This is a genomic window from Ancylobacter sp. 3268 (assembly GCF_031456575.1).
GTDB lineage: Bacteria > Pseudomonadota > Alphaproteobacteria > Rhizobiales > Xanthobacteraceae > Ancylobacter.
In genome coordinates this window covers 284,796-299,860 of sequence record NZ_JAVDUX010000001.1, presented here as the reverse complement: position 1 = coordinate 299,860, position 15,065 = coordinate 284,796, and the positions used below count along the sequence as shown (strand labels likewise).

Annotated in this window: 11 protein-coding genes; 5 read left to right on the top strand and 6 right to left on the bottom strand. The window is 67.7% G+C overall.

The annotated features are described in order from the left end of the window. Positions 1 to 2 precede the first annotated feature (2 nt). The 3 genes from J2X65_RS01420 to J2X65_RS01410 all read right to left on the bottom strand — a co-directional run bounded on the left by J2X65_RS01420 (position 3) and on the right by J2X65_RS01410 (position 3,532). A complete protein-coding gene (locus J2X65_RS01420) occupies positions 3 to 1,469 on the bottom strand; it encodes a DUF1800 family protein (protein ID WP_310196925.1) in 1,467 nt (488 codons plus the stop codon). A gap of 126 nt (positions 1,470 to 1,595) precedes the next feature. Continuing rightward, positions 1,596 to 2,984, bottom strand: a complete 1,389-nt coding sequence (chrA, locus tag J2X65_RS01415) for a chromate efflux transporter (RefSeq protein ID WP_310196923.1) — start codon at positions 2,982 to 2,984, stop codon at positions 1,596 to 1,598. A gap of 125 nt (positions 2,985 to 3,109) precedes the next feature. After that, entirely contained in the window at positions 3,110 to 3,532 is a 423-nt protein-coding gene (locus J2X65_RS01410; protein WP_310196919.1) for a VOC family protein, read from the bottom strand. A gap of 298 nt (positions 3,533 to 3,830) precedes the next feature. Between J2X65_RS01410 and J2X65_RS01405 the strand changes: the two genes are divergently transcribed. The 4 genes from J2X65_RS01405 to J2X65_RS01390 all read left to right on the top strand — a co-directional run bounded on the left by J2X65_RS01405 (position 3,831) and on the right by J2X65_RS01390 (position 9,142). Further along, positions 3,831 to 5,405 (top strand): peptide ABC transporter substrate-binding protein, encoded by a 1,575-nt coding sequence (locus tag J2X65_RS01405; protein ID WP_310196917.1) that lies wholly within the window; start codon positions 3,831 to 3,833, stop codon positions 5,403 to 5,405. A 66-nt stretch (positions 5,406 to 5,471) separates the two neighbouring features. Further along, positions 5,472 to 6,395 carry an ABC transporter permease subunit gene (locus J2X65_RS01400; RefSeq protein ID WP_310196915.1) on the top strand — a complete coding sequence of 308 codons (924 nt, stop codon included), beginning with the start codon at positions 5,472 to 5,474 and terminating at the stop codon, positions 6,393 to 6,395. Next, entirely contained in the window at positions 6,388 to 7,506 is a 1,119-nt protein-coding gene (locus tag J2X65_RS01395; protein ID WP_310196911.1) for an ABC transporter permease subunit, read from the top strand. The genes J2X65_RS01400 and J2X65_RS01395 overlap by 8 nt, the downstream gene beginning before the upstream one ends. Position 7,507: 1 nt before the next feature. After that, on the top strand, positions 7,508 to 9,142 hold the full coding sequence (locus J2X65_RS01390) for an ABC transporter ATP-binding protein (RefSeq protein WP_310196909.1): 1,635 nt from the start codon (positions 7,508 to 7,510) through the stop codon (positions 9,140 to 9,142). A 94-nt stretch (positions 9,143 to 9,236) separates the two neighbouring features. Here the strand turns inward: J2X65_RS01390 and J2X65_RS01385 are convergent, their stop codons facing one another. The 3 genes from J2X65_RS01385 to J2X65_RS01375 form a co-directional block, all read right to left on the bottom strand. Beyond that, positions 9,237 to 10,013 (bottom strand): SDR family oxidoreductase, encoded by a 777-nt coding sequence (locus J2X65_RS01385; RefSeq protein ID WP_310196906.1) that lies wholly within the window; start codon positions 10,011 to 10,013, stop codon positions 9,237 to 9,239. A gap of 204 nt (positions 10,014 to 10,217) precedes the next feature. Further along, positions 10,218 to 11,699, bottom strand: a complete 1,482-nt coding sequence (locus J2X65_RS01380; protein WP_310196903.1) for a pyridoxal-dependent decarboxylase — start codon at positions 11,697 to 11,699, stop codon at positions 10,218 to 10,220. Between the two features lie 20 nt (positions 11,700 to 11,719). Then, positions 11,720 to 12,805: a pyridoxal-phosphate dependent enzyme gene (locus tag J2X65_RS01375; protein ID WP_310196901.1), complete on the bottom strand. Its 1,086-nt coding sequence runs from the start codon at positions 12,803 to 12,805 to the stop codon at positions 11,720 to 11,722. A gap of 135 nt (positions 12,806 to 12,940) precedes the next feature. Between J2X65_RS01375 and J2X65_RS01370 the strand changes: the two genes are divergently transcribed. Next, entirely contained in the window at positions 12,941 to 14,956 is a 2,016-nt protein-coding gene (locus J2X65_RS01370; RefSeq protein ID WP_310196898.1) for a transcriptional regulator, read from the top strand. Positions 14,957 to 15,065 lie beyond the last annotated feature (109 nt).

Sequence of the window (15,065 nt, the reverse complement as noted above, 5' to 3'; positions counted from 1 at the left end):
GGCTATCTCCTCTGGAATTCGGGCGACATCAGCAGCAGCGCGATGGCCTGCGGCCGGCTCTCGGCGCGACGCACGGCCCGCAGCGTCTCTTCCGAAATCGTGACGCCGAAGGCGGCCTCGGCAAGCGCCAGCGGATCGGCGGCGCCGGCGGCGCGGCCGATCTGGTCGGCGACATCGAGGCGCGTCTTGATGCCGGTTGGCGACAGCCATTCGTCGCTGCGGTCTGTGAACCCCTTCGGACTGCCGGGATTCCACATCGGCTGCCCCATGGCGATGAGCTGGCCCAGCGCCATCTTCACCTGATCCGGCTTGCCGGTCAGCCGAAGCGCGGCAAACAGGAACTCCTGCGGCGAGCGCAGCTTGCCGGCGGCTCCGTCCCAAGCCTCTGGAGATTCCACCAGCACCTGGGCGAGTTGCTTCAGGTCGCCGCCGCTGCTGCGGAAACTCGCCGCCAGCCGGGCGACCAGCGCCGGCGGCGGGTCGTCGGCGACGAAATAGCTGGCGAACTTGCGGGCGATGTGCCGTGCGGTGGCCGGATGCGCCGCCAGCGCCAGCAAGGCCGCCTCCCCCTGTTCGACGCCGCCTTCGGGATAGACGCGGCCGAGCAGCATCTGGTCGCCGGGTTCGTGGCGGACCGGTGCGAAGGTGAAGCTCCCGCCATGGAAGGCGTCCTCATCCGCCGACGCCACCGTCCAGCCGGTGAGGATGCGGGCCAGCGACGTGACATCGGCCTGCGTGTAGCCTCCATCGACGCCGAGCGTGTGCAGTTCCAGCGTCTCGCGCGCCAGATTCTCGTTGAGGCCACGCTTGTTCTTCAGCGCCGTGTTGGAGGTCGGCCCGATGGACTGGTTGTTGTCGAGATAGAACAGCATCGCCGGGTGCTGCTCCACCGCCTTCAGCATGTCGGCGAAGCGGCCGAGCACATAGGGGCGGATGGCCTCGCGTTCGAAGGCGCCGGCGGTGATGCGCATCGGCGCGTCCTTGAGCGCGATGGCGAAGTGGTTGGCCCAGAACAGCACCAGGCGTTCGGTGAAGCCCACCGGTGCCTCGTGCATGCGCACGAGCCGCGCCGCCACCTCCTGCTCGTAGACCGGGGTGTCGGGCGATTGGAGGCCGCCGCTGCCGGCCATCGACGGGGCCGCCGCGTCCATCGCCGGGCCGGTTGGCCGCTCCATCCCCTGCCCGGCCCCCGCATCCATGCGCAACGCCACCGTCATCGGCCCGGCGGTCTCCGGCCTCGGCTGCGGTTGCTGGCGGGCGCGGGTCACGTCACGCTGATAGGCGGCGTTGCGGGCAAGGGCCTGCTGGCTGGTCGGTAGTTCGGGAGTGACCAACCGGACCGCGGCCGGCCGCGCCAACTCCTCGACAAGCGCCCCGCGCGGGTCCGAGCGGATATGGCTGAGGTCGCCGGGACGGGGACCGAGCCCGAAACGGCGAAGGGCAGTGAGCGCGGCGAGGTCGTCGGACATGCGAACGGCCCTGCATGCAAGCGCATCGCCCCGCCCGCCGAGACGGCGTTACGGGCAGCCGACGCGCGGCCTCTCTCCCCCGGGTGAGACGGTGAAAGCCATTTGGGGCGATTTGGCGACCGTCGGCTACGAAAGCAGCAGCCGCAGGCAGATGCCCGCGACGGCGCAGCCGGCCAGCGTGGTGAACAGGCCGAGCCGGAACCACAGCAGCGCCACCATGGCGGCGGCGGCCAGCAGTGCGGCGCGCCAATCCACCGATCCCGGCACCGGCAGGTCCGGCCGCAGGCCGAGAAATTCCACGCTCTCGACCTGGCGGAAGAGCACATGGAGCGAGAACCACAAAGCGAGGTTCAGGATCACGCCGACCACCGCCGCGGTGATCGCCGAAAGCGACGCCGACAGCGCACGGTTGCCGCGCAGCGATTCGACGAAGGGCGCGCCGAGGAAGATCCAGAAGAAGCAGGGCGCGAAGGTCACCCATATGGTCAGGAGGGCCCCCAGCGTGCCGGCCAGCAATGGGTCGATCGCTCCCGGATTGCGGAACGCCGCCAGGAAGCCGACGAACTGCACCACCAGGATCAGCGGGCCGGGCGTGGTCTCGGCAAGACCGAGGCCGTCCACCATCTCGCCCGGCGTCATCCAGCCGAAGCTGTCCACCGCCGCCTGCGCCACATAGGCGAGCACCGCATAGGCCCCGCCGAAGGTCACCACCGCCATGACGCTGAAGAACGCCCCGATCTGGGTCCATACGCTGGACGACCCGGTCGTCGCCCAGAGCAGCAGCACCGGCCCCAGCCACAGCGGCAGCCATGTCGCCGCCACCCGCAACGCCCGGCCCCATGAAGGAGCGGCATGGGCGAGCTCGCCGCGCTCGAACATCGCATCGACGACGCCGGGCACCTCCGGCGCCTCCCCCCTCGCGCCGTTGCCGGCCGGGACGAACAGCGCCGGCGCGTAGCGGTTGCCGATCCAGCCTGTAAGCCCGGCCAAGGCGATGATGAGCGGGAAAGGCAGGTGGAGCAGATAGATCGCCAGGAAGGCCGCGGCGGCGATGCCGACCGTCAACCGGTTCCTGAGCGCGCGTCGCCCGATCCGCACCACCGCCTGCACCACGATGGCGAGCACCGCCGCCTTCACCCCGAAGAACAGCGCGTCGACCAGCGGCACATGACGATACAGGGCGTAGAGGGAACTCAAGGCCAGCATGACCAGGGCGCCCGGCAGCACGAACAGCAAGCCGGCCATCAGCCCGCCCGCCGTGCGGTGCAACAGCCAGCCGATATAGGTGGCGAGCTGCTGCGCTTCCGGGCCGGGCAGCAGCATGCAGTAGTTGAGAGCGTGCAGGAAGCGCTGCTCCCCGATCCAGCGGCGGTCCTCCACCAGTTCCTTATGCATGAGCGCGATCTGTCCCGCCGGGCCGCCAAAGCCGAGCAGGCCGATCTTCGCCCACACCCGGAAGGCTTCGGCCAGCGTCGGGGCGTTGGGGAGGGTGGCGCGGGCGGGCGGTGTGGTCATGGCAATGGCACGGTCCTGGCAATGGCACGGTCAGGGTTATGGGATGCAGCGGGAATCGGGAACGCGGCTTCCGCCGGAAGGCAAAGGAGGCGGGATCAAAGCCATGGAAACACGACAGCCGGAAGTCAGCCGGCCGCGCCAGTCGCCTGACCCTCCCCGCCCGCATCCGGCCCGTCCTCATAGAGCTCGAGCGGCAGCCCGTCGGGATCGGCGAAGAAGGTGAACCGCCTGTTCGTATAGGGATCGGTCCGCACCGGCTCGACAGCGATGCCGAGGCGGGAGAGCCGCGCAATCTCAGCGTCGAGGTCGGTGGTGGCAAAGGCGAGGTGGCGCAGCCCGCAGGCTTCCGGGCGGCTCGGGCGCGGCGCCGGCGCCGGAAACGAGAACAGCTCCAGCCGCGCATTGCCGGCGTCGAGGTCGCATTTCCAGGAGGATCGCTCCTCGCGAAACACCTCGTGCAGCACCGGAAATCCCAGCGTCTCGCAATAGAAGCGTCGGGAACGCGGATAGTCCGAACAGATGATCGCGATGTGATGAATGCCCCGCATGAAGGAACCTTACCCGGAGTCGGATACCCGCGACAGCGGGCTCACCACCGTAACCGACGCGCTGTGGAAGGGGCTTTCGCGCTCACACTGCCGGAGAGAAGATCATTCTCCAGGAACCGCGCTCGCCAGCTGAATCGCGGGCCTCGCCGGTCGTCCGGTCGTCGGCCGGATGCCTACCGATGCGTGCATAGGTGAAACCGGTCCGTGCGAATTGGCAAAGGAAGGCTTCGCACAAATCGTCGCCATGCACTAGAACCGTGCAGGTGCGACGCCAATCTCGCGTGAAAGGAATGTTCACATGAGCCGCTTCCGATCTCTTCTCATCGCCACCCTCCTGCTCGGCACCGCCGCTTTGCCGGCCGCCGCCGAGAGCATCTACAATCGCGGCAACTCCGCCGATCCGGAATCACTCGATCCGCACAAGACCTCGACCGTCTATGAGGCGCATATCCTGCGCGATGTCTTCGAGGGGCTGGTGATGCAGGATGCCACCTCCGACCTTATTCCCGGAGCGGCGGAGAGCTGGACGGTTTCACCCGATGGCAAGGTCTACACCTTCAAATTGCGGCCGGACGCGGCCTGGTCGAACGGCGACCCATTGACGGCGGAGGACTTCGTCTATTCGTTCCGCCGGCTCGAGGACCCCGCCACCGGCGCCGAATACGCCTCGATGCTCTACGTCATCAAGAATGGCGAAGAGGTGAACACCGGCAAGGCGAAGCCGGAGGAACTCGGCGTACGTGCCGTCGATGCCAAGACTTTCGAGGTGACGCTGAAGTCGCCTACTCCCTATTTCCTGGAAATGCTGACCCACCAGGCCGCCTATCCGGTGAACAAGGCATCGATCGAAAAGTTCGGCGCCGAGTGGATCAAGCCCGGCAACCTGGTCTCGAACGGCGCCTTCACCCTCACCGAGTTCGTTCCCAACGACCATATCAAGCTGGTGAAGAACCCGAAGTTTCACGCCGCCGATGAGGTGAAGCTCGATGTGGTGAACTACATCCCGACCGAGGATCGCTCCACCGCCATCAAGCGCTACGAGGCCGGCGAGCTGGATTCCAATGACGACCTGCCCACCGAGCAACTCGCCGATCTCAAGAAGAAGTTCGGCGATCAGGTGAAGCTCGGCCCCTATCTCGGCACCTATTACTACGCCGTCAAGACCGACAAGGCGCCGTGGAACAACCCGAAGCTGCGCCGCGCCATCTCGCTGATCATCGATCGCGACTTCCTCGCCGAGAAGGTGTGGCAGAACTCGATGTTGCCGGCCTATTCCATGGTGCCGCCGGGCATCGAGGGCTACACGCCGGCCGAGGCGGACTACGCCAAGATGTCCCAGTTCGACCGCGAGGACGAGGCCAAGAAGATTCTCACGGAGCTCGGCTACGGCCCCGGCAAGCCGCTGAAGCTTGAGATCCGCTACAACACCTCGGAAAACCACAAGAACACCGCGGTGGCGATCCAGGAACAGCTGAAGCCGTTCGGCATCGAGGTGTCGCTGATCAACACCGACACCAAGACCCATTACGGCCATCTGGAGCAGAAGGGCGATTACGATTATGCGCGCGGCGGCTGGATCGCCGACTACAAGGACCCGGAATCCTTCCTCGGCATTTCCCGCAAGGCCAGCGGCAATAACTACTCGAACTTCGACAACCTCTCTTTCGAGAAGCTGATGGACGAGGCTGCCGCCGCCGGCGGCGATCCGGCGGCGCGGATGAAGAAGCTCGCCGAGGCCGAGAAGGTGCTCGTCGACAATCTCGGCAACATGCCGCTACTCTATTACAGCTATCACGAGATCGTCTCGCCCAAGCTCAAGGGCTGGGAGCCGAACGTGATGGCCATCCATCCCTCGCGCTTCATCAGCAAGTGAGCCGGCCCGCCGGCGGCGGCGCTCCGCGCGCCGCCGGCTTCACCTCCCGGCACGAGGACGATTCAAGTGCTACGCTATGTGCTGCGGCGGCTCCTGACCGCCATCCCGACGCTATTCCTCATCGTCACTCTCTCGTTTTTCCTGCTGCGCGTCGCCCCGGGCGGGCCGTTCAGCCAGGAGCGCGGGCTGAGCCCGGAGGTGAGGGCCAATCTCGAGCGCGTCTACCAGCTCGATGCGCCGCTGTGGCGGCAATACCTCTCCTATCTCGGCAATCTCCTGCGCGGCGATTTCGGACCCAGCTACAACCTGCCGGACTTCACCGTGGCGGACCTGTTCCGCGTCGGCCTGCCGGTCTCGGTACAGCTCGGCGCCTCCGCCCTGGTGTTGGCGCTGATCCTCGGCTCGATACTGGGCATCGTCGCCGCCCTGCGGCAGAACAGGGGCGTCGATTACGCCGTGGTCGCGCTCGCCACCGCCGGCTCCACCATTCCGACCTTCGTCATCGCCCCGCTCTATCAGCTGGTCTTCGCCCTCACTCTCGCCTGGGTGCCGGTCGCCGGCTGGGGCGGCGGAGCGCTCGTCAACAAGATCGGCCCGGCGCTGACCCTGGCCTTGCCGCAGATCGCCATCGTCGCCCGCCTCATGCGCGGGGCGATGATCGAAGCCCTGCGCGCCAACCACATCCGTACCGCCCGCGCGCTCGGGCTCGGCAGCTGGTCGGTGGTGGTGAAGCACGCTTTGCGCGGCGCCCTGCTCCCGATCATCTCCTATGCCGGCCCGGCCGCGGCGGCGCTGCTCACCGGCTCGGTGGTGGTGGAGACGGTGTTCGCCATTCCCGGCGTCGGCCGCTACTTCGTCGATGCCGCCCTCAATCGCGACTACACGCTGGTGATGGGCACCGTGGTGGTGATCGCGGTTTTCGTCATCGTCTTCAATCTGATCGTCGATCTGCTTTACGCGCTGGTCGATCCGCGGGTGCGTTATGACTGAGCTTGTCCTCTCCCGGCCCGTCAAGGGACGGTCGCTGTGGATCGACGCCTGGCGGCGCCTCACCGCCAACCGCGCCGCCGTGGTGAGCGTGGTCTATCTCGTGCTGATGGGCGTTGCCTGCCTCGTCGGGCCGCTGCTGACGGGCCATCACTACACCACCATCTACACCGACTACGTCCGGGTGCCGCCAAGCCTGACGGCGTATCCCAAGCCGGACCAGATCTCCGGCATGCTGGATGAACTGATCCGCCGCATGCGGGTCGATCTCGTCGCGTGGAACGATCAGGATGACCGCGTCAGCCTGACCATCCGCTCCTCGCGGCCGATCGATCCGCGGGTGGTGCGCTATTTCGACCGTTCGTCGAGCTTCACCGATCCGCGGGTGGAGACCACCTCGCCCGACGGGCTGACCATGACGCTCAGCACGGCGGTCGCGAAGCGCTATTTCCTGTTCGGCACCGACAATACCGGCCGCGACCTGCTCACCCGCACCCTCATCGCCGGCCGGGTGTCGCTGGCGATCGGGCTGCTCGCCGGGCTCACCGCCGTGGTCATCGGGGTGATCTACGGCGCCACCGCCGGCTATCTCGGCGGACGCATCGACGACATCATGATGCGCATCGTCGACGTGCTCTACTCGCTGCCCTTCATCTTTCTCGTCATCATGCTGGTGGTGTTCTTCGGCCGCAACTTCGTGCTGATGTTCATCGCCGTCGGCGCGGTGCAATGGCTCGACATGGCACGCATCGTGCGCGGCCAGGCGCTGTCGATCCGCCGGCAGGAATATGTGCAGGCCGCCCTCGCCCTCGGCGTCTCGCCTTCCGGCATATTGTGGCGGCACGTGGTGCCGAACACGCTCGGCCCGGTGGCGGTCTACATGACGCTCTTGGTGCCGCAGGTGATCCTGCTGGAGAGCTTCCTCTCCTATCTCGGCCTCGGCGTGCAGGAGCCTTTGACCAGCTGGGGCGTGCTGATCGCGCAGGGGGCGAAGAACATCCCCTCCGCCAACTGGCTGCTGATCTTCCCGTCGATCTTCCTTACCTCGACGCTGTTCGCGCTGAATTTCCTCGGCGACGGCCTGCGCGATGCGCTCGACCCCAAGGACCGCTGACATGGGCGAGACGACACCCCTGCTCGAACTCGCCAATCTCGACGTGCGTTTCGACACGGCGGATGGCGAGGTTCACGCCGTGCGCGGCATTGATCTCACGGTGGCTCCCGGCGAGACCCTCGCCGTCGTCGGCGAATCCGGTTCCGGCAAGAGCCAGACCATGATGGCGGCCATGGGCCTGCTCACCAAGAACGGCCGGGCCACGGGAAGCGTGCGCTATCGCGGGCGCGAGATCCTCGGCCTGCCGGCACGGGCGCTCGACGAGATCCGCGGCGCCAAGATCGCCATGATCTTCCAGGAGCCGATGACCTCGCTGGACCCTCTCTACACCATCGGCAACCAGCTCGCCGAACCGCTGATGCGTCACAAGCGCCTCGGCGCCAAGGCGGCGCGGCAACGGGCGGTGGAACTGCTCGCCCTGGTCGGCATTCCCGACCCGGAGCGGCGGCTCCGCGCCTATCCGCACGAGCTCTCCGGCGGCCAGCGCCAGCGGGTGATGATCGCCATGGCGCTGGCCGCCGAGCCGGACGTGCTGATCGCCGACGAGCCGACCACCGCGCTCGATGTCACCGTGCAGGCGCAGATCCTCGAATTGCTGCGTTCGCTGCAGCAGCGCTTCCACATGGGCATCGTGTTCATCACCCACGATCTCGGCCTCGCCCGGCACTTCGCCGACCGGGTGGCGGTGATGCGCTACGGACAGGTGGTCGAGCAGGGGCCGGCCTCGCGCGTGCTCACGCGACCCGAGCACGACTATACCCGCATGCTGCTGGCCGCCGAACCGACCGGCACCAAGGCCCCTCCGCCCGACGACGCCCCGCTCGTACTGGAGGCGCGCGGCATCGACGTCACCTTCAAGACCGGCGGCGGCCTGCTGGCCGGGCCGCCCCTGGAGATTCATGCGGTCGACAAGGTCAGCGTGACACTGAAGCAGGGACAGACCATCGGCATCGTCGGCGAGTCCGGTTCCGGCAAGTCGACGCTTGGCCGGGCGCTGATCCGGCTGATCGACAGCGAGGGCGATATCCGCCTGTTCGGCCACCCCATCGGCGGCCTCGACGCCACCGGCCTGCGTGCGCTGCGCCGGCAGGTGCAGATCGTCTTTCAGGATCCTTACGGCTCGCTGTCGCCACGAATGACGGTCGGCGAGATCGTCAGCGAGGGCCTGCGGGTGCATGAACCCCAGCTCGACGCGCGCACGCGCGAACAGCAGGTGATCGCGGCGCTGGAAGACGTCACCCTCGATCCGTCGCTACGCAACCGCTATCCACACGAATTCTCCGGCGGCCAGCGCCAGCGCATCGCTATCGCCCGCGCCATCGTGCTGAAGCCGCGGGTGCTGGTGCTGGACGAACCCACCTCGGCGCTGGACCGCTCGGTGCAGAAGGGCATCGTCGAATTGCTGCGGCGGCTCCAGAGGGAACACGGCCTTTCCTATCTGTTCATCAGCCATGATCTGTCGGTGGTGCGGGCACTCTCCGACTGGATCATGGTGATGCGGCGCGGGCAGCTGGTCGAGGCCGGTCCCACCGAGGACGTCTATGGCGCACCGGCTGCCGCCTATACGCGCGAACTGATCGCCGCCGCCTACGGCCTGACCGACAACCCGAACGGCGCCGCGTCGGCCGAGAACTGACGGGCGGGGGCTTCACCCTGCCCGCCCCGTCTTCAAGAAAGGGGACTCCCGGCCGGAAAATTCCGGCCGGATATCACTTCTTCCGAACGGCTCGTCACACGATGAAGTCGATGAGGCCGCCATCGACGCGCAGGGCGGCGCCGGTGGTGGCGGAGGCCAGCGGCGAGGCGATGTAGACCGCCATGTTCGCCACCTCCTCCACCGAGGCGGGCCGGCCGATGAGCGAGCCCGGCCGATGCGCCTTGACGAAATCGGCGCCGGCCTGCTCCAGAGTCTTGCCGGCGGCCACCTCTTCCTTGAGCATTGCCGCCACGCCTTCCGACAGCGTCGGGCCGGGGAGGATCGAATTGACCGTCACGCCGGTGCCGGCCATGCGCTTGGCCAGCCCGCGCGCCACCGCGACATCGGCGGTCTTGCTGACGCCGTAGTGGATCATCTCCACCGGAATGTTGAAGCCGGATTCCGAGCTGAGGAACAACAGGCGTCCCCACCCCTTCTCCGCCATGCCCGGCAGATAGGCCCGCGCCACACGTACGGACGCCATGACATTGACCTGCCAGTGGCGCTCCCACACCTCGTCATCGGCCTCGAAGAAGTCGACCGGCTGGAAGATACCGAGATTGTTGACCACGATGTCGAAGGCCGGTTCGGCGGCGACCAGGGCCGTCACGCCCTCCGCCGTGGCAAGGTCGGCAGCTCTGCCGCGCGCCGACCCGCCCAGTCGCACCACCGCGGCGTCGACCTTGGCCTGGGTACGCCCATTGACGACGACCGTGGCGCCCGCATCGTGCAGGCCCTTGGCGATGGCGAAACCGATGCCCTCGGTCGAGCCGGTGACAAGGGCGCTCTTGCCTGAAAGATCAATCTTCACGATCCATGTCCTTGTTTTTGCGCGAGCCGGGAGACTGCACAGGCCTGCCCGCTCGCCGGAGATGGACCGGAGAATACCGCTCCAGGCGACGGCGGAAAGGCACGCCCGCCGCAATGTGATCCGCCGGCTTCCGTCTGCGAGGGCAAAAGCTCCCGCGACGCAGACATCCCGTCCGCCCAGGCCGGCCGAGCGCACCGGTCGCGTCTAGGCAGGCTGCGGCACGACGAGTTGCCTGCCGAGACGCAGGACGTCGGCGACGAGCAGATCGAGGTCGTCCCGACGCGTGCGGTGATTGCAGATCGCGGCGCGCAGGCAATGCCGGCCGTGGATCGTGGTATCGGAGAGCGCGGCCACGCCGGTCTCCTGAAGCTGCAGCATGATCTCGACATTCATCGCCTTGAGCCGCTCCTCGTCCAGGCCGCCGGGATCGAAGCGGAAGCACACGATGTTGAGCCCGACCGGCATCTGCAGCGACAATTGCTCCTCGTCCTCAATCAGGGAGGCGAGATAGCGGGCCTGGCCGATATTCTGGTCGATGAGCCGCCCGAATTTCGTCCGCCCATGCTCCATCAGCGCCATCCAGACCTTCAGCGCCGCGAAACCGCGGCTCGTCTGCAGGCCGAATTCGTGCAGCCATGTGCCCGAGGCGATGCCGCGCGGCGTCGCCTGCAGATATTCCGGCGAGACCGCGAAGGCCTGCCGGTGGATCGCCCGGTCGCGGAAGACGACGCATCCCACCTCGAAGGGCGCATGCAGCCATTTATGAGGATCGAGCGCGACCGAATGCGCGCGGCGGATGCCGTCCACCCGCCAGCCATTCTCCGGCGCGATGGCGACCAGCGCCCCGATGCAGCCGTCGACATGGAACCAAAGTTCCTCCTCGGCCGCGAGGTCGGCCAGAGCGTCGAGATCGTCCACCGCGCCGGAATTCACCGTTCCGGCCGTACCGATGACGCAGGCCGGTGCGAAGCCGTGGGCGCGGTCATCGGCGATCGCCTTGCGCAAGGCGGCGATGTCGATCCGGCACTGGTCATCGGTCGGAATGCGGCGCAGGGCCTTGTTGCCGAGACCGAGGGCCTCCACGGCCTTGCGGTGGCAGGAATGGACCTGATCCGAGGCATAGAACCGCAAGGGCCGCGTCAGGGCCGCGAGCCCCTCCTCGCGCAGGTCGACGCCCGCCATGGCGTTGCGTGCGACCGTCAGCGCCAGCAGGTTGGCGACCGAGCCGCCGCTGACCAGCGCCCCGCTCGCACCCTCCGGGAAGCCGACCATGTCGCGAAGCCAGTCGACCACTTGTTGATCGAGCAGAGCGGCGGCATGACTGCCGCCACCGAGATTGGATCCCTGCACCGCAGCCAGGAAATCTCCAAGCGCGCCGGTGAAGTTGCCCGCTCCCATGAACCAGGACCAGAAGCGCGGATGGATGTTGCCCATCGGGTAGGCCATCACGCGATCCCGCACCAGCCCGTATACGGCCTCCAGTGGCATCGCCTCCTGCGGAAGCCCGGTCTGGAAGGCGGCGCGGACATCGTCCGGCATCGGCCGCCATACCGGCCGCTCGCGCACGCGGGCGACATGATCGACGGCATCGTCGACGATCCGGTGAGCCAGCGTGGCAACGGCGGACCAGTCCGGCGGGTCGAGGGTTTCCTCGGGCAGGTTCTGCAACGGGGTATGCGTAGCCACGGCGATCGTCCTCGCACGCTTCAGGCAGGAAGCTGGAAGCCGGGTGTCGAAAGCGACAGCTCCAGCTCCTCGGCATCCATATCCGCCGGGATCGACTCGTAGAGCGGGGTCGACAGATAGCGCTCGCCGGTGTCGGGCAGCATGCACAGCAGCACAGAGCCGGCCGGGGCGGCCTCGGCGATCTGCCGCGCCACGCCGAAGGTGGCGCCGCCGGAAATGCCGGTGAAGATGCCTTCCCTCTGCGCCAGCGCCTTGCTCCATTCCATCGCCTTGGGTCCGGCGATGGGCACGACCTGATCGCAATAATGCTCGTCGATCGCCTCCTGCAGCACCTTGGGGATGAAGTCCGGCGTCCATCCCTGGATCGGGTGCGGCTCGAAGGCGGGGTGACTTGCCGCCGGAGCGCCGTCGTCCTCGCGTGGCTGCGCATGGCCCGAGCCCAGCAGCTGCGCGTTGGCCGGCTCGCTGAGGATGATCTTGGTCTCGGGCCGCTCGCGCCGCAGCACGCGCGAGACGCCGACCACCGTGCCGCCGGTGCCGTAGCCGGTGACGAAGTAATCCAGCCGCGTGCCGGCGAAGTCGTTGACGATCTCGCGCGCAGTCGTCGTCTCGTGGATGGCGGCATTGGCCGCCGTCTCGAACTGGTGGGCGAGGAACCAGCCGTTCTTTTCCGCGAGTTCGACCGCCTTGCGGTACATGCCGAGGCCCTTCTGGGCGCGCGGCGTGAGCACCACCTTGGCACCGAGCATGCGCATCAGCCGGCGCCGCTCGACCGAGAAGCTGTCGGCCATGGTCACCACCAGCGGATAGCCCTTCTGGGCGCACACCATGGCCAGCCCTATGCCGGTGTTGCCGCTGGTCGCCTCGACGACCGTCTGGCCCGGCTTCAGCGCCCCGCTGCGTTCGGCATCCTCGATGATGGCGATGGCGAGCCGGTCCTTGACCGAGGAAGCAGGGTTGAAGAACTCCGCCTTGACGTAGATCGTCGCATGATCAACGCCGAGATTGTTGATGCGGATGACCGGCGTGTCGCCGATCGTCTCGAGCACGCTGTCGAACAGCTTGCCTCGCCCGCTGGTTGTCCGCGCTTCGGTCCGCTCGAGCATTGCCTCGTCTCCCATAGCGGCTCGCCTTCCGGACGTGGTGCGTTTCTGTGGAACGAGCCGTCTAATGCCAATTTGAGGCGCAAGTGGTAGTCTCGCCACGGGTCATCGGGCGTGGGAGGCGGCGTGGGAGTGCCCATGGAAACGACGCGGAACGCCATGTCGTCCCTGCCCCCGCAACGCAGCCTGCGCCTGATCGGGCCGCTTGCCCTGTGCCGCGACGGCGTGGCCTTGCAACTGCCGCCATCGCGAAAGCTTCGCGCATTGTTGGCGTATCTCTCCCTCGCCCCGCATCCGGTCTTGCGCGAAAGGCTTTGCACGCTGCTCTGGGACGTGCCGAACGACCCGCGCGGCGAGCTCCGATGGTGCCTGAGCAAGCTCCGCGCCCTGCTGGACGATCCTTCCCGGCTCCGCGTGCGGACGGCGGCGGATCATGTCTGGCTCGATCTCGACGGCTGTGAAGTCGACACCGCGCGCCTCCTCGATGCTGCCCGCACCGGGCTCGACCGGCTGGACCTCGCCGCCTTGCAGGCGCTGGCCGCCTCCTGCGATGGCGACTTCCTCGAAGGCGTGGTCTTCGACCATCACGTCGAGTTCGAACACTGGCTTGCCGGCCGGCGCAGCGAGTTTCGCTCGCTCCATATCGACGTGTTGGCGGAAGCGGCCCGGCGAATGCCGGCCGGCACCGCGGAGGGCCTGTCCGCCGCGCGCCGCTGGCTTGACCTCGCCCCGTGCGATCCCCGCGGGCATGAGCGCTTCCTGCTCGAACTGCTGCACCGGGGCATGGTCGAGGACTGCGCCCGGCATCTGGAGAGAAACGAGAAGGTCTTCCTCCAGGAAGGGGTGGATTTCGCGCCGGTGCGGCAGGCCTGGGACCGGATCCGGCAGATGCGCCCCGTGCCTGCGGCGCCGCGCACCGATACCCCTGTGGTATCGCCACCGCCTCCGCCGCAAACCGTCGGACCGAGGCGGGCGTCCATCGCCGTCATGCCCTTCCGCGAGCTGCGCGACGGCGCCAGCGAACCGAGCGAACTCGGCAATGCCGTTGCTCACGACATCATCAGCCGGCTGGCGCGGCTGCGCAGCCTCTTCATCATCTCCCGCGGCTCCGTCTTCGCCCTGGCGGGCGAGCAGCTGGACGTGCAGGAGATCGGCCGCCGCCTCAACGTGGACTATGTCGCCACAGGCTTCGTCGAGCGGCGGCCAGGCGTCGTGCTGGTGGCGGCGGAGATCGCCGAGGCCGCCACCTCCCGGATCATATGGACCGAGCGGCTGGAAGCCGGCACGGGTCGGCATCTGGATTTTCTCGACGAGATCGGCAACGGCATCGTCTCCTCGATCGCCGCCGAGATCGAGAACGCCGAGCGCAACCGCGCACTGCTCAAGCCTCCGGATTCGCTCGATGCCTGGGAGGCGTATCATCGCGGCCTCTGGCACATGTACCGCTTCACCGCGGAGGAAAACGCCCGCGCCGCAGCCTTCTTCCGACGTTCGGTGGCGCTGGACCCGACCTTCTCCCGCGCCTATGCCGGGCTGTCCTTCACGCATTGGCAGAGCGCCTTCCAGCGCTGGGGCGACCGGAGCGTCGAAGCGCGGCAGGCGCTGGAGACCGCCGGCCACAGCCTGCTGGTCGACGACCAGAACCCCGCCGCCCATTGGTCGATGGGACGCGCCCTGTGGCTGATGGACGAGCATGAAGCGGCGGTGCGCGAGCTGGAGCGGTCCGTCGACCTCAGCCCGAACTTCGCCCTCGGCCACTATGCCCTGGCCTTCGTGCACTGCCAGACCGGCGATCCGGCGCTGGCGATCGCCTCATCCGACCATTCGCGCCTGCTCAGTCCCTATGATCCGCTGCTGTTCGGCATGCTGGGGACCCGCGCCCTGGCGCTCGTCCGGCTCGGGGCCTTTCAGGAGGCCGCCGGATGGGCGGTCAAGGCCGCGGCCCGCCCCAATGCCCATGTGCACATACTGGCGATCGCCGCACACTGCCTCGCCCTTGCCGGCCGCATCGAGGAAGCCCGCGCCCATGTCGCGCGCATCCGTCGCCAGAACCCGCATTACCGCGGCGACGACCTTCTCGATACCTTCCACTTCGCCGCCGACGAGAAGGCCCGCTATCGCGGGGCCGCCTCGCTGATCGGGCTGGCCGGCTAGACCCGCCCGGAGCGCGAGCGCGAGCGCGACCGCCCGCCTCGTCAGGATCCTGACAGCATGAAGCCCGCCAAGTCCGAGGACCGGGCGGGCTTCATCCGTCGTCAGATCG

Coding starts and splice junctions, on each gene's coding strand:
- J2X65_RS01405 (WP_310196917.1), top strand. CDS start 3,831: ATGAGCCGCTTCCGATCTCTTCTCATCGCCACCCTCCTGCTCGGCACC.
- chrA (WP_310196923.1), bottom strand. CDS start 2,984: ATGACCACACCGCCCGCCCGCGCCACCCTCCCCAACGCCCCGACGCTG.
- J2X65_RS01375 (WP_310196901.1), bottom strand. CDS start 12,805: ATGCTCGAGCGGACCGAAGCGCGGACAACCAGCGGGCGAGGCAAGCTG.
- J2X65_RS01390 (WP_310196909.1), top strand. CDS start 7,508: ATGGGCGAGACGACACCCCTGCTCGAACTCGCCAATCTCGACGTGCGT.
- J2X65_RS01410 (WP_310196919.1), bottom strand. CDS start 3,532: ATGCGGGGCATTCATCACATCGCGATCATCTGTTCGGACTATCCGCGT.
- J2X65_RS01395 (WP_310196911.1), top strand. CDS start 6,388: ATGACTGAGCTTGTCCTCTCCCGGCCCGTCAAGGGACGGTCGCTGTGG.
- J2X65_RS01420 (WP_310196925.1), bottom strand. CDS start 1,469: ATGTCCGACGACCTCGCCGCGCTCACTGCCCTTCGCCGTTTCGGGCTC.
- J2X65_RS01370 (WP_310196898.1), top strand. CDS start 12,941: ATGGAAACGACGCGGAACGCCATGTCGTCCCTGCCCCCGCAACGCAGC.